At 67.1% G+C, this 17,551-nt stretch carries 16 protein-coding genes; 8 read left to right on the top strand and 8 right to left on the bottom strand.

Translation table 11 applies throughout. The annotated features are described in order from the left end of the window. Positions 1-46 precede the first annotated feature (46 nt). From pstB to pstS, 4 genes are all read right to left on the bottom strand, one after another. The gene (pstB, locus tag B4E96_RS05300; protein WP_102162036.1) at positions 47-826 is read right to left on the bottom strand and encodes a phosphate ABC transporter ATP-binding protein PstB; all 780 of its coding nucleotides are present in this window, start codon (positions 824-826) and stop codon (positions 47-49) included. Positions 827-863: 37 nt separating this feature from the next. Beyond that, entirely contained in the window at positions 864-2,066 is a 1,203-nt protein-coding gene (pstA, locus tag B4E96_RS05295; RefSeq protein WP_102162035.1) for a phosphate ABC transporter permease PstA, read from the bottom strand. 1 nt (position 2,067) lies between these two features. Next, positions 2,068-3,027, bottom strand: a complete 960-nt coding sequence (gene pstC / locus B4E96_RS05290) for a phosphate ABC transporter permease subunit PstC (protein ID WP_204514218.1) — start codon at positions 3,025-3,027, stop codon at positions 2,068-2,070. Positions 3,028-3,167: 140 nt separating this feature from the next. Beyond that, positions 3,168-4,277, bottom strand: a complete 1,110-nt coding sequence (gene pstS, locus B4E96_RS05285) for a phosphate ABC transporter substrate-binding protein PstS (protein ID WP_286956657.1) — start codon at positions 4,275-4,277, stop codon at positions 3,168-3,170. A gap of 327 nt (positions 4,278-4,604) precedes the next feature. On the opposite strand from pstS, the gene B4E96_RS05280 reads away from it, so the two are divergent. After that, positions 4,605-4,904 carry a helix-turn-helix domain-containing protein gene (locus B4E96_RS05280; RefSeq protein ID WP_286956656.1) on the top strand — a complete coding sequence of 100 codons (300 nt, stop codon included), beginning with the start codon at positions 4,605-4,607 and terminating at the stop codon, positions 4,902-4,904. A gap of 46 nt (positions 4,905-4,950) precedes the next feature. On the opposite strand, the gene B4E96_RS05275 is transcribed toward B4E96_RS05280, so the two are convergent. From B4E96_RS05275 to mshD, 3 genes are read right to left on the bottom strand one after another with little or no spacing between them, the layout of a single operon-like run. Further along, positions 4,951-5,925 carry an NUDIX hydrolase gene (locus B4E96_RS05275; RefSeq protein WP_259799009.1) on the bottom strand — a complete coding sequence of 325 codons (975 nt, stop codon included), beginning with the start codon at positions 5,923-5,925 and terminating at the stop codon, positions 4,951-4,953. Positions 5,926-5,949: 24 nt separating this feature from the next. Next, entirely contained in the window at positions 5,950-8,085 is a 2,136-nt protein-coding gene (locus B4E96_RS05270) for an RNA degradosome polyphosphate kinase (protein ID WP_286956653.1), read from the bottom strand. A 1-nt stretch (position 8,086) separates the two neighbouring features. Beyond that, positions 8,087-9,004, bottom strand: a complete 918-nt coding sequence (mshD, locus tag B4E96_RS05265; RefSeq protein WP_286956652.1) for a mycothiol synthase — start codon at positions 9,002-9,004, stop codon at positions 8,087-8,089. Positions 9,005-9,173: 169 nt separating this feature from the next. On the opposite strand from mshD, the gene B4E96_RS05260 reads away from it, so the two are divergent. From B4E96_RS05260 to gabT, 5 genes are all read left to right on the top strand, one after another. Beyond that, positions 9,174-9,962: an ammonia permease gene (locus tag B4E96_RS05260; protein WP_239557083.1), complete on the top strand. Its 789-nt coding sequence runs from the start codon at positions 9,174-9,176 to the stop codon at positions 9,960-9,962. A gap of 169 nt (positions 9,963-10,131) precedes the next feature. Next, positions 10,132-10,734 carry an FABP family protein gene (locus tag B4E96_RS05255; RefSeq protein ID WP_286956651.1) on the top strand — a complete coding sequence of 201 codons (603 nt, stop codon included), beginning with the start codon at positions 10,132-10,134 and terminating at the stop codon, positions 10,732-10,734. Positions 10,735-10,740: 6 nt separating this feature from the next. Further along, a complete protein-coding gene (locus tag B4E96_RS05250) occupies positions 10,741-11,523 on the top strand; it encodes a hypothetical protein (protein WP_286956650.1) in 783 nt (260 codons plus the stop codon). 86 nt (positions 11,524-11,609) lie between these two features. Further along, positions 11,610-12,797 carry a YgfZ/GcvT domain-containing protein gene (locus B4E96_RS05245; protein ID WP_286956649.1) on the top strand — a complete coding sequence of 396 codons (1,188 nt, stop codon included), beginning with the start codon at positions 11,610-11,612 and terminating at the stop codon, positions 12,795-12,797. Positions 12,798-12,914: 117 nt separating this feature from the next. Next, entirely contained in the window at positions 12,915-14,279 is a 1,365-nt protein-coding gene (gene gabT / locus B4E96_RS05240) for a 4-aminobutyrate--2-oxoglutarate transaminase (RefSeq protein ID WP_102162026.1), read from the top strand. A 181-nt stretch (positions 14,280-14,460) separates the two neighbouring features. Here the strand turns inward: gabT and B4E96_RS05235 are convergent, their stop codons facing one another. Continuing rightward, the gene (locus B4E96_RS05235) at positions 14,461-15,450 is read right to left on the bottom strand and encodes a bile acid:sodium symporter family protein (protein WP_286956648.1); all 990 of its coding nucleotides are present in this window, start codon (positions 15,448-15,450) and stop codon (positions 14,461-14,463) included. 93 nt (positions 15,451-15,543) lie between these two features. Between B4E96_RS05235 and B4E96_RS05230 the strand changes: the two genes are divergently transcribed. Both B4E96_RS05230 and B4E96_RS05225 read left to right on the top strand, forming a co-directional pair. Next, entirely contained in the window at positions 15,544-16,614 is a 1,071-nt protein-coding gene (locus B4E96_RS05230; protein ID WP_102162024.1) for an LLM class flavin-dependent oxidoreductase, read from the top strand. A gap of 358 nt (positions 16,615-16,972) precedes the next feature. Next, positions 16,973-17,425 (top strand): hypothetical protein, encoded by a 453-nt coding sequence (locus tag B4E96_RS05225; protein ID WP_180964749.1) that lies wholly within the window; start codon positions 16,973-16,975, stop codon positions 17,423-17,425. The last annotated feature ends 126 nt before the right edge of the window (positions 17,426-17,551 follow it).

Genomic DNA, 17,551 nt, shown 5'->3' with positions numbered 1-17,551 from the left:
CCACCTCGGGAACGGTCGTCTGTGTGCGGGGGAGAAGACGGGTGGCTCAGCCGAAGCGGCCGGAGACGTAGTTCTGCGTCTCTTCCTTGTCCGGGTTGGAGAAGATCTGGTTGGTGTCGTTGAACTCGATGAGCTTGCCGGGCTTGCCGGTGCCGGCGATGTTGAAGAACGCCGTGCGGTTGGACACGCGGGCGGCCTGCTGCATGTTGTGGGTGACGATGACGACGGTGTACTCATCCTTGAGCTCGTTGATGAGGTCCTCGATGGCCAGCGTCGAGATCGGGTCGAGTGCCGAGCACGGCTCGTCCATCAGCAGCACCTCGGGCTGGACGGCGATCGCACGGGCGATGCACAGACGCTGCTGCTGACCACCGGACAGGCCCGAGCCAGGCAGGTTGAGACGGTCCTTGACCTCGTTCCACAGGTTCGCTCCGCGCAGGGCGCGCTCGGCGAGATCGTCGGCATCGGACTTCGACAGGCGCCGGTTGTTCAGCCGTACGCCGGCCAGCACGTTCTCCTTGATGCTCATCGTCGGGAACGGATTGGCGCGCTGGAAGACCATGCCGACCTCGCGGCGGACGTTGACCGGGTCGACGCCGGGGGCGTAGATGTCCTGGCCGTCCATGAGCACCTTGCCCTGCGTGTGTGCGCCGGGGATCACCTCGTGCATGCGGTTGAGGGTGCGCAGCACCGTCGATTTGCCGCATCCGGACGGTCCGATGAAGGCCGTCACCGAGCGCGGCTCGATGTGCATGCTGATGCCCTCGACGGCGAGGAAGTCGCCGTAGTAGATGTTGAGATCTTCGATGTCGATCTGCTTGGACATGAGTGAGTTTTCCCTTTCTTCAGCTGCCAGGCAGCCGTCAGCGTCCGGCCTTGGGGGCGAGGGCCTTGGCGATGAGCCGTGCGATGAGGTTGAGCAGCATGACGATGATGATGAGCACGAGGGCCGCCGCCCAAGCGCGCTCGCTGGAGGCCGCTGCTGCCACGCCGGGTGAGACCGGGCGCATCTGCGAGTCGTAGATATAGGTGGGCAGCGTCGACATCCAGCCGGAGAACAGGTCCCAGTTGAGGTTCTTGGCGAAGCCTGCGGTCACCATGATCGGCGCGGTCTCACCGATGACACGCGCGATGGCGATGGTGATGCCGGACAGGATGCCCGAGATCGCCGTCGGCAGGACGATTCGCACGATCGTCTTCCACTTCGGCACACCGAGCGCGTAGGTCGCCTCACGCAGATCCATCGGCACGAGTCGGAGGATCTCCTCGGTGTTGCGCACCACCACCGGGATCATGAGCACCGAGAGTGCGACCGCTGCGGCGATACCGGTCTTGGCAGAGCCGATCGCACCGGGATTGACGATCGCGGCGATCGTGCCGAAGAGCGAGAACGCGAACAGGCCGGCGACGATCGACGGGATGCCGGTCATGACGTCGACAAGGAAGGTGATGCCGCGGGCCAGGGGATTCCGGCGGCCGTACTCGACGAGGTAGATCGCGGTGAGCACGCCGATCGGGATCGAGATGACACACGAGGCCAGCGTGATGAGGACGGTGCCGGCGATCGCGTGGTAGAAGCCGCCGGCCAGGCTCGTCTCGCCGGCGACGTATTCCTGGTCGAGCACACCCTTCATGCCCTGCATCGTGCGGTTGAGCACTGAGGGGTGCTCGAGCAGCACCGGGCCGCCGCGCTCAAGCGCCGTCCACAGCAACGAGATGAGCGGAATGCAGGCGATCGCGAAGGCGGAGGTCACCAGGGTTGTCGCCACCCGGTCGGTGGCCTTGCGTTGACCTTCAACGGCAAACGACCAGGCGAAGATCACGGCGAGGTTGATGAGGCCGGCGAGCAGAGCGGCCAGGGCGATGTTGAAGCCTCCGGTGAAGATGAACGACAGCGCGATGGCGGCGATGACCGCGGCCGCGGCAACGCCCCACGGCGCCCACTTGGGCAGCTGCTTGGACTTCAGCTCGATGGCGGTCCGCTTCTTCTTCTGCCGGGGTGCTGGTGTGCCGGTGTCTGCCGGTTGCTGCGTCTGAGGCTGCAGCGAGGTGTTCGACTTCTGCATGTCAGCTTCCCTTCACCGAGGTCTTGGCCACGATGGCGCGGGCGGCCATGTTGACGATGAGCGTGATGATGAACAGCACGAGGCCGATCGAGATCAGTTCGGACAGGCGCAGCCCTGCAGCCTCCGGGAAGTTCTGCGCGATCTCCGAGGCGATCGTCTGGTTGCCAGCCTGCACGAGCGAGGCGGTCAGCAGGCCAGAGGACAGGATCATGGCCACAGCCATGGTCTCGCCGAGCGCGCGGCCGAGGCCGAGCATGATGGCCGAGGCGATGCCGGAGGTGCCGAAGGGCAGCACGGCCATCCGGATCATCTCCCAGCGGGTCGCGCCCAGAGCCAGGGCGGCCTCCTCCTGCAGGCGCGGGGTCTGCAGGAACACTTCGCGGATGAGGGAGGTGATGATCGGCAGGATCATGATGGCCAGGACCAGTGACGCGGTGAGCATGGTGCGCCCGGTCTGTGAGATGCCGCCGTCCTCAGTCGGGGCGAAGATCGGGATCCAGCCGAAGTACTTGGCCAGCCACGCGTAGATCGGGACGAGGTGGCTGGCGAGCATGAGGCCCCACAGGCCGTAGACGACCGAGGGGATCGCTGCGAGCAGGTCGATGGTGTAGCCGAGGACCGGGGCGAGCTTGCGCGGAGCCATGTGCGTGGTGAACAGTGCGATGCCCAGTGAGAACGGCGTTGCCACGAGGAGTGCGATGAACGCGGAGACCAGGGTGCCGATGATGAGCGGCCAGACGTAGGCGAAGAATCCGCCGCCGGTGATCGACTCCGGGTCGGTTGCCTGCGCTTTGAGGACCGGCCAGGACTGGAACAGAAGGAACAGTGCGACGCCGGCGAGGATCAGCAGGATCAGGATGCCGGCGGCCAGGGTTGCCGTTGAGAACACGGCATCGCCGACGCGGACAACGGCCTTCGGCTGTGACGCCGGGGGTGTCTTCTCCGGGGCGGTGGTGGCCAAGAAGGTCTCCTCGGTCAGAAACTGTGAGGTGGGCGATAGTATGGGTCTCAATAACCCGCCGAAGCGGTGTGCTGCCGAAAGCGTCGGCAGCACACCGCCTCAGGATACGTCAGCTGCGCAGGCGCAGCTTCCCGACCGGGTCAGGACTTGACCTCGATGGTGTCGAGGATCTCGGTGATCTGCGAGCGCAGATCCTCGGAGATCGGTGCCGAACCGGCCGACTCGGCAGCCGACTGCTGGCCCTCCTCGGAGACGACGAAGTTCTCCCAGGCCTTGACGAGGTCGACGGTCTCCTGGTCCTGGTAGGTCGAGCACACGAGGTGGTACGACACGAGGACGATCGGGTAGGCGCCGGACTCGGTGGTGTCGCGCTTGAGGTCGATGGCGAGGTCGCCGTCGCCGCGTCCCTCAACCGGCTCCGAGGCGTCAACGACCTTGGCAGCGGCTTCCGGGGTGTACTCGACGTACTCTTCGCCGACCTTGACGTGGACGGTGCCGAGGTCGCCGACAGCCGAGGCGTCGGCGTAGCCGATGGCGCCCGGGGTGTCGTTGACGGTCTGGACGACGCCGTCAGTGCCCTGTGCGGCTTCGCCGCCGAAGGCCGACGGGAAGGCGTCAGCAGGCTCTTCGTCCCAGGTGTCGCCGGCGGCGTCGGCAAGGTACTCGGTGAAGTTCTCGGTGGTGCCCGAGTCATCGGAGCGGTGCACCGGGGTGATCTGCTCGTCCGGCAGCTCGACACCCTCGTTCTCCGAGGCGATCGCCTCATCGTTCCACTTGGTGATCTCGCCCTTGAAGATCTTGGCGATGGTCTCAGCCGAGAGCTTCACCTCGTCGACACCTTCGAGGTTGTAGGCGACAGCGATCGGGGAGATGTAGACGGGGAACTCGTAGGCGCCGTCGGGCCCGCAGACATCCTTGGCCGTCTCGATCTCATCCTCATCGAGGTAGGAGTCCGAGCCCGCGAACTGGGCATTGCCGCCGAGGAACTGCTCGCGGCCAGCACCAGAGCCATCCGGCGAGTACTGCACCTGAGCGTCGGAGTTCTCGCTGGTGAAGTCAGCGATCCAGGCGTCCATGGCGGCCTTCTGGGAGGAAGCGCCGATTCCGGTGAGGGTGCCCGAGAGGCTGCTGCCCTCGCCGCCACCGCCGCCGTTGCCTTCTTCGCCGGTTGCCGACGAGCCGCCACAGGCCGAGAGGGTGAGCGCACCGGCTGCGAGGATGGCCGCAGGGGCAAAGCGGTTGAGTTTCACAGGGTTGCCTTTCGTTGGAATTGGAGGGCGTTCGACATCATCTCGCCCGCGTACGCTCCAAAGCTACGAGTGGTCTGTGACGGCAAAGCAGTCCGAAGGTGAACAAACGGTTAACGCGCCCGAAAGTCAGTGCTTATTTGCTCACAGTTTGATAAAGGAAGTGACGCGCTTCACATGGCGGCGCCGGAGGTTGTGCTGTGCCGCGTCTAATCCCACCCTGTGCCGCGTCTGCGTCCGGCGGGGCAGGTGGCTGGCTTGTGACTCCCGCACGGCTTGCAGGCAGGTGGCCTAGAGTTGGAGAGCCAACCCTAGCGAAAGGAGAGGGATATGATTGAAAAGGTATTTCTCACCAGCGATCTTGCCCGTGCTGCGCGTGCGTTCACAAAGGTGTCGGCGGCGACGATCGCCAAGAAGGCGGGGGTGACCCGAGAGCAGGTGAAGGAGTTCGAAAGGGGACGAGGCAACCTCTCCGACGACGAGAAGAGCCGGGTGCGCGCCTCACTCGAATTCTACGGTGCGCTGTTCATCCCGGAAGACGATCTCGCTGGCTACGGTGTGCGGCGGCGCTACACGCGAGAGAAGCTCATGCGGCTCAACGATTGGGAGGATGAAGGCGGGTACTCCTGACTCGACCGGCTGACACACACGCCGCTGCCGACGGCTGGTGGGCTTTTCACGTGTCGATCGGGCGGTAGCGTTCGACCTCGACGATGCGCGGCACCTCACCTGGGCGCACATAGGCGACGAGAATCTCACCGGGATTCATGTACGGATCCTTATCCGGCAGGTGCGCAGCCAGGCCCTTCGGGGCGTGATCGGCGATGAAGTCGAACACCGTCGGCAGCACCGGCCGGTGCGTGCACACTGCCACCGGCCTGCCCTTGTACAGCAGCTTCGTCAGCGCTTTGACGGTCTTCTTCGGCGAGTCCGCATTGCCTTTCTCCGACAGTGCGGCAACCTCCTTGATTCGAAGGCCCGTCGCCGCTGCGACCGGTTTGAGGGTGGCAACACACCGCTTCCACGGACTGGAGACGAGCTTCTGGAGGTTCCAGGCTCCCAGCAGGTTCGTCAACGCCATCGCCTGCCGGGTTCCGACAGCCAGCAGCGGGCGCACATGCTCGGTCTCATGCCACTTGGCGCGTGGGAAGGCCTTGCCGTGGCGGACGATAATGAGCGGCCAGGCGCGCAGCGACCCGGTGCGGCGGGCGTGCTCGACTTTGTCGAGCTGCTCCCGGTCGGCGAAGAGCGTCAGCATCTGCCGGGCTCGTTCGACGGAGAACCAGCCGATGTCGTCGATCTCCTTCGGATCACTCGCCGTGAGCTTCGCCTCTCCGGTCACCTCGGCGGCCCAGTAGGCGACGTGCTTCTGCAGGTTCTTGCCGACCGTGTAGCGGGCAGCAGGCAGCGGCAGCCCGAGGTGGATCTTGAGTCCGGTCTCCTCCTCGACTTCGCGCACAGCGCATTCGGGCAGCGTCTCACCCTTCTCGACCTTGCCCTTGGGCCACGACCAGTCGTTGTACTTCGGCCGATGGACGAGCAGCACTTCCAGCCCAGCGCTCGTCTCCCGCCAACACACCGCGCCCCCGGCCAGCACATCGGCCTTCAGCCGGGCGGATTCGCCGGCGGTCGAGACAGGTGTCGGGCTCACAGCACTCCTCTCATGACGGTGCGCTCACGCCTGCGCGGTCGCGCGCTTGCGGTGGTGCCGGCGGATGAGCTCGGCCTGATAGTCGATCGGATCCTCGCCGTTGGCCTCACGCGTCCAGATGCCGCCGGAGCCGAGATGGAAGGAACCGGTGCGATCGTCGAAGGCGAGGTCGAACAGCCCGCTGACCTCGGCGATGTGCTCGGGGTCGCGCAGTTTCACGAGTGCCTCGACGCGGCGGTCGAGGTTGCGGTGCATGAGGTCGGCGGAGCCGATGTAGGCGATCGTGTGCCCGCCGTTGGCGAAGACGAACACCCGGGAGTGCTCCAGGTAGCGGCCGAGGATCGAGCGGACCTCGATGTTCTCACTCAACCCCGGGATGCCCGGGCGGATCGCGCAGATGCCGCGCACGAACAGCTGGATGCGCACCCCGGCTCGGCTGGCGAGGTAGAGGGCATCGATGATCCGCTCGTCGACGATCGAGTTGACCTTCAGCCGGATCGACGCCTCCCGGCCGGCTTCGGCATGGGCGGTCTCGGCGCGGATGAGCTCGAGCAGTCCTTCGCGCACCCGGGTCGGGGCGACGAGCAGCCGGGCGTACTCGGACTGCGGGGCGTAGCCGGAGAGCTGGTTGAACAGCTTCGTCAGGTCCTGGCCGACCTCCGGGTCGCAGGTGAGCAGTCCGAAGTCCTCATACAGGCGGGCGGTCTTCGGATGGTAGTTGCCGGTGCCGACATGGCAGTAGCGGGCGAGCCCGGTGGCCTCCTGCCGGACGACAAGGCACAGCTTGGCGTGTGTTTTCAGCCCGACGATGCCGTAGACGACGTGGACGCCGGCGCGTTCGAGCTTGCGCGCCCACGTGATGTTGGCCTCCTCATCGAAGCGGGCCTTGATCTCGACGACGGCGAGCACCTGCTTGCCGGCCTGGGCGGCGTCGACGAGCGCATCGACGATGGGGGAGTCGCCGGAGGTGCGGTAGAGGGTCTGCTTGATGGCGAGCACGTTCGGGTCGTTGGCCGCTTGCTCGATGAAGGCCTGCACGCTCGTGGAGAACGAATCGTAGGGGTGGTGCAGGAGGATGTCGCGTTCCTTGACCGCCTCGAAGATGTCGACCTGGTCGGAGGTCTCCGCCTGGGACAGGTAGCGGTTCATCGCCGGCACCGCCTGCGGGAAGTGCAGGTCTTCGCGGGCGATCGAGGCCAGCTCGTTCAAGCCCCGCATGTCGAGCGGCCGGGGCAGTTCGTAGATCTCCGATTCGTCGATCTCGAGTTCCTGGACGAGGATGCGGCGCACTCGCGGGTGCAGCTCCTCGGTGACCTCCAAGCGCACTGCGGGACCGAAGCGGCGGCGGGTCAGTTCCTTCTCCAGGGCCTTGAGGAGGTTCTCGGCGTCGTCCTCTTCGACTTCGAGGTCCTCGTTGCGGGTGACGCGGAACAGCGAATAGCCGATGACGTCCATGCCCTCGAAGAGCCGGTCGAGGTTGGCGGCGATGATGTCCTCCATCGCCACGAACCGGGCCGGCGCCTCGGGCGAGACCCCTTGGGTGCGGTTGGAGGCGGCGACGTCGACGAAGCGCGGCAGCGACTGCGGGACCTTGACGCGGGCGAAGACCTCATTGCCGGCCTGCGGGTGGCGCAGCAGCACCCCGAGGTTGAGCGAGAGCCCGGAGATGTAGGGGAACGGATGCGCCGGGTCGACGGCCAGCGGGGTGAGGACCGGGAACACCTGGGTGTCGAACATCTCGTCGATGATCGTCTGCTCCTCACCGGTGAGCTCGTCCATGCGCACGAGCCGGATGCCCTCGCGGCTGAGGGCTGGTTCGATGTCCTCGGTGAAGAGGGCGGCGTGGCGCTCCATGAGCGCGTGGGTGTGCTTGCCCAGCGAACGCATCACCGCCCGCGGTTGCGCGCCGGTGACCGAGGGGACGGCCAAACCGGTGGCGATGCGGCGTTTGAGCCCGGCGACGCGGACCATGAAGAACTCATCGAGGTTCGACGCGAAGATCGACAGGAAGTTCACCCGCTCCAAAAGCGGGATCGTCTCATCAGCAGCCAGGGCGAGCACGCGTTCGTTGAACGCCAGCCACGACAGCTCACGGTCGAGGAACCGGTCGGCCGGTGCAGGCAGGTCGTGGGTGGCGCCGAAGGCGGAGACGTCGTACATGTCAGGACTCCTGCGGTGGGGCGTAGCTGACGTGCATGATCTCCCGGTCGAAGCCCAGCCGGGCGTAGAGCCGGCGGGCCGGGTCGTTGTCGGATTCGACGTAGAGCTCGATGAACTCGGCACCGGCGTCGATGAGGTAGCGCATCCCAGCCACGGTCAGCGCCTGGCCGACGCCGCGGGCATGGACGGCAGGGTCGGTGGCGATGACGTAGATCTCCCCGACCCGCTGACCCGACGGGTGGTCGTCGGAGAGCTTCGTCTGGTGGAATCCGATGATCTGCTCGCGGCCATCCTCGCCAGCAGTGGTGGCGATGATGACCGAATCCGGGTCGAAGCCGGGGGCGGTGACGATCGCCTCGATGTCGGCAAGCTCCTGGTGGCCCTGTTCGGGGTGCCAGTCGAAGGCGGCGTTGTTGACCGCCAGCCAGCCGGGCTCATCACCGGGGGCGAAGGAGCGCAGCGTCACCCCGTCCGGGGCCGGGCGGTCGGGCAGCGAGAGCTCTCCCACTGGCCCGGTCTGCAGCTGCAGCAGCTCACGAGCGCGGGAGAAGCCGTGGGTCGTCGCGATCGTCGCAGCAGCCGGGTGGTCACCGTGCGACCACATCCACACCGGGCGGCCGGCACGTGCGATGAGCGCATCGACGAGCGTGCGGCCGTAGCCGTTGCCGCGGGCGGACGGGGCGATGACGGCTTCGAGCGCACCTCGCTCGCCCTGGGCTGCGGCGATGCCGAAGCCGATGAGCTCATCACCGGCCCGGGCTTCGAGCATGATCCACGGGTCGTCACCGGCGGCCTCCAGGAGCCCATCGGAGATCGGGGCGATGCCGTCAGCGGCAGCGGCCTGCGACAGCAGCGCACGCACGTCATCGGTGAGCTCCGCGGCTTCGGTGAGAACCGCCTCGGGAGCGGATGGAACCATGGGCAATCTCCTCCACGCGACGCATTCCCTGCCTCCCCGGACACTGCGGGCCGGCCGCCGCCGGGCCCGGTGGAGGGAGACGCTCTGGCGTCAGTATAACGAGGTGGGTGCGCCGGTGAGGCCGGTGCCTGAGTGTCGGATCAGTGCGGTGTACGGCACAATGAAGCTGATGAGATGGATACGTGTTGCTGTGGCGCTGGGCCTGGCCGTTGGGCTGGGTGTCACCAGCTTCCTCGGCTATGGGCCGCTGGCTGCTGCCGCTGCCGTGCTCGTCGCCGCACTCGCCTACGGCTGGCCGAGGCTGACGGACTCGCCGCAGCCGCGGGCCACCGGCGTCATGCTGCTGCTCTTCGGCCTGGCCGGGATGGCCGCCGTCTGGGCGCAGGAATCCGCCCCCTATGTCGAATGGCTGCCGACGATCACCGGCATCGGACTTTTGTGGGCGTTCGTGCAGAACCTCGCCCGCGGCGTCGATGCTTCCCACGCTGTCGCCAACGTCTCCGCCCAGGTCGCGGGCCTGGTCATCGTGCTCTCGGCCGCCAGCTGGATCGCAGCCCTCAGTGTGCCCGGTGACCGGGAGGGTGTGGTCGTCGCTCTGGTGGCGATCATCCTCGCCCAGGCTGCGACCGCGCTGCCGTTCCCGGCCCGCTACACCTCCCCGCTGGCACTCGCTGTCGCGGTGCTCGGCGCCGGAGTTGTCGCAGCCCTCATGCACTCAGGATCGGTCACCCTCTTCGTCTCACTCGTGCTCGGCGGGGCGATGGGTTTACTCGTGGCAGCCGTCGACCGGATGCTGTCGATTATGGCGGTCGCGAAGTTCCAGGCCGTGCGGATCCAGCGCGAGCGCCGCCGCGACAAGGCCCGCCGGTTCGCCGTGCAGCTGGCCGTCGGCGCCACCCCGGTGGCCCTCGGCGGCACCGTCGTCTACCTGCTGGAGCGGATCCTGCTCTACCGCTGAGCCGCGAGTGCAGCGCTGCTGACCGGTGGGTACAATCGAGCGCATGGACAACATTGCTGCTTTGGAAATCGTCTTCACCGGACTCGTCGGCCTCGCCGCCCTCGGCACGCTCGGCGTGGCCGTCAAGGTCATCACCAACCTGTTCAAGACCAACCGGTGATCGGCAGTCATGCCGCTTGAGATCGACGCGAACCTCAACCGCGAGCTCGTCCCGCTGTCCTGGCTGATCGGCTCCTGGGAAGGCGTGGGCGTCGTCGGCTACCCCGGCACCCCGGAGAAGCAGTTCGGCCAGCGCGTCGACTTCACCGTGCCCGGCGACGTGCCCTATCTGGCGTACTCCGCACACGCGTGGACGCTCGATGAGGACGGCAAGCCGGCCGACACGCTCTCGATCGAGACCGGGATCTGGCAGCTCGTGCGCGACCGGCAGGACTTCGACGCCGGCCCCGGCCTCATGGTCCCCACCGGCGAATCCCCCTACACCACCGCCGAGGCGGTCGAAGGGCTGCGCAACGACAACGGCGACTTCGACCTCGACGTCTCGATCGTGCACCCAAACGGGATCATGGAGCTCTACGCCGGCCGGGTCAACGGCCCGCGCATCGACCTGAGCACCGACGTCGTCGCCCGTACCCGCAGCGCCAAGGAGTACACCGCCTCGACCCGCATGTACGGGCTCGTGAATGGCGAGCTCATGTGGGCGTGGGACATGGCCGCCCTCGGCACCGAACTCACCAGCCACGCCTCCGCCCGGCTGAAGAAGGTGAGCTGAGCAGACGTGCGTCGCCGCACGCTGGGCATCAGCCTCACCCTCATCGTCATCCTGCTCGCCATCGCGGCGCTGGCAGCATTCGCCTATGTGCGCATCAGCGCCGTCGCCCAGGACCTGCAGGACGCCTCGGACGCCGCTGACAAGTACGTCGCTGCGCTCTACGACGAACCCGAGGCAGCCCCCAGGCACCTGCAGGCTGCGATCGACGAACTCGAATCCGCCCAACACGGGCTCGACACCTGGACGCTGACCGGACTGTCGCAGACCCCGAAGCTCGGCGACAATGTCGCCGCCGTTCGCACCGTCACCGACGAGATGCACACGCTGCTCAGCGATGCCGGCCCGGTCCTCTCGACCGCCGCCGAGGTGGTCGACTTCCGGGCCCAGAAGCTGCGGCCGCTGCCGGACTCCGGCACCTGGTTCGAGTCCATCGACGATGCCGGCCAGGCCATCGACAAGGCCACCGACGTCATCCGCGACGCCCCAGCCGCGATCGAGGCCTTCGACGCCGCCCAGCAGAAGATCCACGACATCGACACCGCAGGCCTGCTGCCACCGGTCCGCGACGCCATCGACGAACTCGACACCACGCTCACCGAGGCCGCCGACGAGCTGCGCCCGCTGCTCAATGTCATGCGCAAGCTGGCCGACAGCGACCTCTACCGGCTGCTGTCCGGGGCGATCGAGGGGATCGGCGATGCGATCGGCAAGATCGACCTCGACAGCATGTTCCGTGAGCTCGAAGAGCAGCTCAAGAAGGTCCGCACACCCATCGGCCGCGGCGGCTGAACCCCGCCTCGCCGCTGAGTGCCGTGCCCACCGCAGTCGCGTACGGTGGAGCCGGAAGGACCGATGTCAGTGAAGAGGAGAATGCCGTGAACGCCCTGCGCTTCAACCGCTCAGCCGCCGTGTTCGGAACCGGGCACCGGGAGAATGAGGTCGCCCACCTCGGCAGCCCGCTGCGCGAACAGCGCCGCCTGGCCGACGGCAAGGCTGTGGCCGACCTGTCCTCTGTCAGCGTCCTCTCCCTCACCGGCCCCGACCGGCTCACCTGGCTCAACACGCTCACCACCCAGAAGATCGACACCCTGACTGCTGGGCAGTCGAGTGAGACGCTCGTGCTCTCACCGACCGGGCACATCGAGCACTGGCTCAAGCTCTACGAAGACGGCGAGACCCTGTGGCTCTTAAGCGAGACCGACCCGGCTGATGCGATCGCGTTCCTCGAATCGATGAAGTTCATGATGCGCATCGAACTCACCGACCGCAGCAGCGAATTCCAGTGCCTCGGCATCATCGGCGACCCGCCGGCCTCGCTGCCGGCCGCCTTCGTCTTCGACGACCCGTGGCCGAACATCGGCGCCGGTTCAGCCTCCTATGCTGCGATTGACGCCGAACTCGACGTCTCCGCACAGCAGGCCACTCCAAGCCCCGAACATCCGGGCCACCTTGTCGACATGCGCATCGCCGTCGCACCGGTCAAGCAGCTGCTCGACTGGGACCCGGCAGCCGACGGCGTCGAGGTCGTCGGCCGCGATGCCTTCGAAGCGCTGCGCATCGAAGCCTGGCGACCCGGCCCAGCCGATGCCGACCACAAGGCCCTCGTCGGCGAACTCGACGTGCTGCGCTCAGCCGTCCACCTGGCCAAGGGCTGCTACCGCGGGCAGGAGGCCGTCGCCCGCGTCCACAACCTCGGCCAGCCCCCGCGCCGGCTGGTCTTCCTCCACCTCGACGGCTCCGCCCACACCCTGCCCGAACCCGGCTCGCCGATCTATGCCGAGGTCCGCGGCGCCCAGCGCGCGGTCGGAGCTGTCACCTCGGCGGCGGTGCACTGGGAGCTCGGACCGATCGCGCTCGCCCTCATCAAGCGCAGCCTGCCCGTCGACGCTGAGTTGATGGTCGCCACGAGCGTCACCGAAGCAGACGAGTCAGGGGAGGAGACCGAGGAGCGGATCGCCGCCAACGCCGAGGTCATCGTCACCCCCACCCGCACCCGCGAAGCCCCACCGCGGATCCCCCGCAACCCCGCTGTCGACCCGCGCAGGCTGCCCGGAGCCCGCTGACACCTCGGGCACGGCAACGTGACCCACACCTCGGGCACGGGAGCCTGGCGAGAAGGGGCGTTTCGCGTGCTGGTACCTGACGTGCCCTGACTGGCATGCGGGGTCTACGATGCGGATATGACCACTTTGGAAAAGGGCGGCGCTGGACTGCCGCAGGAACGCAAACTTGTCACTGAGATCCCCGGGCCGAAGTCCCAGGAGCTCGAGTCGCGTCGCAAGGCCTCTGTGGCAGGCGGCGTCGGCGTCAGCCTCCCGGCCTACATCGTCGCCGCCGGTGGTGGCATCCTCAAGGACATCGACGGCAACCAGATCATCGACCTCGGCTCCGGCATCGCCGTGACCACCGTCGGCAACTCCAATGAGCGTGTCGTCGAGCGCGCCACCGAGCAGCTCGGCGCCTTCACCCACACCTGCTTCATGGTCAACCCGTATGAGGGTTACGTCGAGGTCGCCGAGGCGCTCAACCGCCTGACCCCAGGCAGCTTCGAGAAGCGCTCGGCGCTGTTCAACTCCGGTGCCGAGGCGGTGGAGAACGCGATCAAGATCGCCCGCGCCCACACTAAGCGCAACGCCGTCGTCGCCTTCGACCACGCCTACCACGGCCGCACCAACCTCACGATGGCACTGACCGCCAAGGCCCACCCGTACAAGGCAGGCTTCGGCCCGCTGGCCGGCGAGGTCTACCGCGCACCGATGTCGTACCCGTACCGCGACAACCTCACCTACGGCACCAAGGTCTCCGGTGAGGACGCGGCCAAGCGCGTCATGACGATGATCGACAAGCAGATCGGCGCCGAGAACGTCGCCGCGATCCTCATCGAGCCGATCCAGGGCGAGGGCGGCTTCATCGTCCCGGCCGAGGGCTTCCTGCCGGCACTGGTCGAATACGCCAATAAGAACGGCATCGTCTTCATCTCGGATGAGGTCCAGGCCGGCTTCGGCCGGACCGGCAAGATGTTCGCCAGCGAATGGGAGGGCATCGAGCCCGACCTCGTCACCACCGCCAAGGGCATCGCCGGCGGCCTGCCGCTCTCGGCTGTCACCGGCCGTGCGGAGATCATGGACGCTGTGGGCGCCGGTGGGCTCGGCGGCACCTACGGCGGCAACCCGACCGCCGTGGCCGCAGCCCTCGGTGCGATCGAGGCCTACGAGAACGACGGCCTCGTCGAGCGCGCGTCTGCGATCGGTGAGACGATCGTCGACCGGATGACGAAGATCCAGTCGGCCCACCCGGAGATCGGTGACATCCGCGGCCGCGGCGCCATGCAGGCCGTTGAGCTCGTCGACGCCGAGACCTCCGAGCCGAAGCCGGAGCTCGCGAAGGCCGTGGCCGACTACGCCGCGAAGAACGGCGTGCTCGTCCTCGTCACCGGAACCTTCGGCAACGTGCTGCGCTTCCTGCCGCCGCTGTCGATCTCCGATGAGCTGCTCGCCGATGCCTTCGACGTGCTCGAAGCCGCCTTCGACGAGGCAGCCAAGTGAGCTGAGCTCAGCTGAGCTGAGGCATTGACAAGGCGGCCGCTTGGGGGAATCCCGGCGGCCGCCTTCGCACGGCGTCCTGCCCGTGCGCAGGCGCGCACCGGGTGCCCATGCTCGAGGAGGTCAGTGCGCTTGAGGCCGGTGGTATTGAGGCCGGTGCTCAGACGGTATCGCGTTTCGGCCTTCAGTCGGCGCGGCGGGCGAAGAATGCCGCCATGACGGCACCGGAGACGTTGTGCCACACCGAGAACACTGCGCCCGGCAGGGCGGCAAGCGGTGAGAAGTAGGTTGTGGCCAGGGTCGCTGCCAGACCGGAGTTCTGCAGGCCGACCTCGAAGGTCAGGGCGCGGCGCTCCGGTGCGCTCAGGCCGGTGAGTCGGCCGACGGCATACCCCATGCTGAGGCCGACGCAGTTGTGCAGGATGACCGCGACGATGACGAGCACGCCGGCTGAGACGAGGGCGCCGGCGGAGCCGGCGACGACGATCGCGACAATGAGTGTGATCGCCAGGGTCGACAGCCACGGCAGCACCGGCATGATCGCATCGACCAGACGCCCGGCCAAGGCGCGGATGAGGACACCGGCGACGACCGGGACGAAGACGGTCTTGACGATCGACATCATCATCGCGGTAGCGCTGACCTCCATGAACTGCCCGGCCAGCCACAGCGTTAGGACCGGTGTCAGCAGCGGGGCGAGCAGCGTCGAACAGGTGGTGATCGTCACCGACAGGGCGACATCGCCGCGTCCCAGGTAGGTCACGACATTCGAGGCAGTGCCGCCGGGTGCACAGCCGACGAGGATGACGCCGACGGCCAGTTCCGGCGGCAGACCGAGCGCGGTGGCCACCAGCCATCCGGCCAGCGGCATGATGATGTACTGGGCGCCCAGGCCGATCGCCACGACCCATGGCCGTTTGGCGATGCGGGTGAAGTCCGGCAGCGTCAGCGTCAGGCCCATGAAGAACATGACGACGCCAAGCAGCCACGGCACCGCCGCAGCCATCGGGGTGAAGGCACCGGGGGCGAGGAAGCCGATGATGCCGCCGCCGAGGACGAGCAGCGGGAAGATCGTCACCGCGATTCGGGCATTGCGCTCCTGTCGCGGGTCGCGGGCGATCGGCGGCTGCACGGCCGCAGTGTCTGCGGCGGTGGATTCGGGCGGCTTCGTCATAGTCCCCGAGGGTGCCATGTGTCTCACAATCAGGCCATTGCTGTCCGCACTGTGAGCGGGAATGTTCGGCCTGCGCACACTGTTCGTTCGGATATGAAGCTCTCCGTTCTCGATCTCATCTCTGTGCGCGATGGCCAGACGACCGGTCAGGCCCTGCGCGCCTCCAAACAGCTCGTCGACACCGCCGACCGTCTCGGCTTCACCCGCTACTGGGTGGCCGAGCACCACAACATGCCCTCAGTCGCTTCGACAGCCCCGGCCACCGAGCTGATGTACCTCGGCCAGGACACCGAACAGATCCGGCTGGGCTCCGGCGGCGTCATGCTGCCCAACCACGCACCGCTGGCCGTTGCCGAGCAGTTCGCCCTGCTGACCGCCGCCTACGGCGACCGCATCGACCTGGGCATCGGCCGGGCACCGGGCACCGACCCGATCACCTCAGCGGCGATGCGCGGTCACCTCGGCGAGGGCCGCATGGTCGACCGTGCCGGCAACACTCTCGACCCGGTCGAGCAGTTCCCGCAGCACATCGTCGACATCCTCAGCCTCTTCAGCCCCGGTGGTGCGGAGATCCCGATGTTCGGCGACAGGGTGCACCGGCTCTCACCGACTCCGCATCTCGATGCCGCGCCCGAGGTGTGGCTGCTGGGTTCGAGCGGGTACTCCGCTCAGCTCGCTGCCGTCCTCGGCCTCCCGTACGTCTTCGCTCATCACTTCGCCGGCCGCGGCACCGAGACGGCGCTGGGGCTCTACCGCAGCGAGTTCACCGCCACCGAGTACGGCAGCACGCCGAAGACCTTCGTCACCGTCAACACGATCGCCGCTGAGACCGAAGAAGAGGCGTGGAAGCTCGCCGGCCCCTACCAGTACACGATGGCGAATCTGCGCGTCGGCGACCCGATGCGCCCGCTGCCGACCGTCGGCGCGCGCGTCGATGAGCTCATGACCGATGGCCACCGCGCGCTGGCGGAGCAGATGACCGCCCCGTGGGCGATCGGCACTCCGGATCAGGTAGCAGCCAAGCTGCGGGCCGATGCCGAGCGGTTCGGCGTCGACGAGATCATGCTCCAGCCGGTCGCCGGCTCCTACGAGTCCGATCCGCTCGATGCGGCACCGGCACGTGTGCGCACCCTCGAGCTCGTCGCTGAGGCGCTCGCCGACTGAGGCAGATGCGTACACCGCACCGGTGCTTCCATCCGTGCGCAGGTGCTCTGCGGTTTCGGCGCTGGCAACACACGGAGACTCGGCGGCCAGCCTTCTCAACGTGAGCTTCGGAAGCAGGACGCGGCTCGGCCAGACTGCTGCGTGAGCCTGCTTGAAGCTCGCACACACGGGAGTAAGCCACGCCCCTGTGAAGGCGAGGAACGCACTCCGCACCTCAGCCACACGGGTGCCGATCCGTGATCCCAGACCCGGTTCGGTCTGTTCCAGGAGCCGTGGCCGGGCTGCGTCTCCAGATCCGCGCGCAGAAACGCACAACGCTTCCGACACGTACTATCAGTGCTGACGGAAGGAGTGCATGGTGACCGCGTGGTACAAAATCAAGCCGCTGAGCACTCAGCGGGACTTCTGGATTCACACGAACTGGGAGGGCCGTCCGGATCTGGGTTCTCCGAGGCTCGACGACGGACGAGAGGTGTTCGATGTCGTAGCCGACGGGAAACTCGAAGAGATCCCGTTTCCTGTGTGGTTCGAACGCAGTACCGACAGTCGCGGCAAGCGCCGCGGCGATATTCTCTGGGGTGGTCCTCCGACGCTTGTGTCCCAGCGCTTCGCCGACGCAGTGGCCGACCTCGGTGTGACAGGATGCTCAACGTTCGACGTTGACCTCTTCAGCGTGAACGAAGGGCGAGTCGAGGGCTACGTCGGATTCGCTGAGAACACCGAGGGTACGAGCGAGATCAGCTCATACGCCTGGCGCGAGCGAGCCCACAGCTATGCGTGGATCGGCAGCGACGCGTACTTCAGGGGCTGAAAGATCGCGGGATCGACATGTTCGAAGTCAAGCCGTTCGACGAGAAGCGCCGCTTCCCGAGAATATGAGCCGATGCCGCCGAGCAACCCCATCGCTCCCGATTCGCACACCGGGGCCGGCGGGGCT

This window comes from Brevibacterium sp. UBA7493 (genome assembly GCF_002479565.1).
In the GTDB taxonomy this organism is placed as follows: Bacteria; Actinomycetota; Actinomycetes; order Actinomycetales; family Brevibacteriaceae; genus Brevibacterium; species Brevibacterium luteolum.
Note: the sequence above shows the minus strand (reverse complement) of the source record. Positions and strands in the feature narration are given on the sequence as shown.

Bases quoted from the DNA above. Each gene is read 5' to 3' on its own strand.
- pstB (WP_102162036.1), bottom strand. From the start codon at position 826: ATGTCCAAGCAGATCGACATCGAAGATCTCAACATCTACTACGGCGAC.
- pstA (WP_102162035.1), bottom strand. From the start codon at position 2,066: ATGCAGAAGTCGAACACCTCGCTGCAGCCTCAGACGCAGCAACCGGCA.
- B4E96_RS05280 (WP_286956656.1), top strand. From the start codon at position 4,605: ATGATTGAAAAGGTATTTCTCACCAGCGATCTTGCCCGTGCTGCGCGT.
- B4E96_RS05270 (WP_286956653.1), bottom strand. From the start codon at position 8,085: ATGTACGACGTCTCCGCCTTCGGCGCCACCCACGACCTGCCTGCACCG.
- mshD (WP_286956652.1), bottom strand. From the start codon at position 9,004: ATGGTTCCATCCGCTCCCGAGGCGGTTCTCACCGAAGCCGCGGAGCTC.
- B4E96_RS05260 (WP_239557083.1), top strand. From the start codon at position 9,174: ATGAGATGGATACGTGTTGCTGTGGCGCTGGGCCTGGCCGTTGGGCTG.
- B4E96_RS05255 (WP_286956651.1), top strand. From the start codon at position 10,132: ATGCCGCTTGAGATCGACGCGAACCTCAACCGCGAGCTCGTCCCGCTG.
- gabT (WP_102162026.1), top strand. From the start codon at position 12,915: ATGACCACTTTGGAAAAGGGCGGCGCTGGACTGCCGCAGGAACGCAAA.
- B4E96_RS05235 (WP_286956648.1), bottom strand. From the start codon at position 15,450: ATGACGAAGCCGCCCGAATCCACCGCCGCAGACACTGCGGCCGTGCAG.
- B4E96_RS05230 (WP_102162024.1), top strand. From the start codon at position 15,544: ATGAAGCTCTCCGTTCTCGATCTCATCTCTGTGCGCGATGGCCAGACG.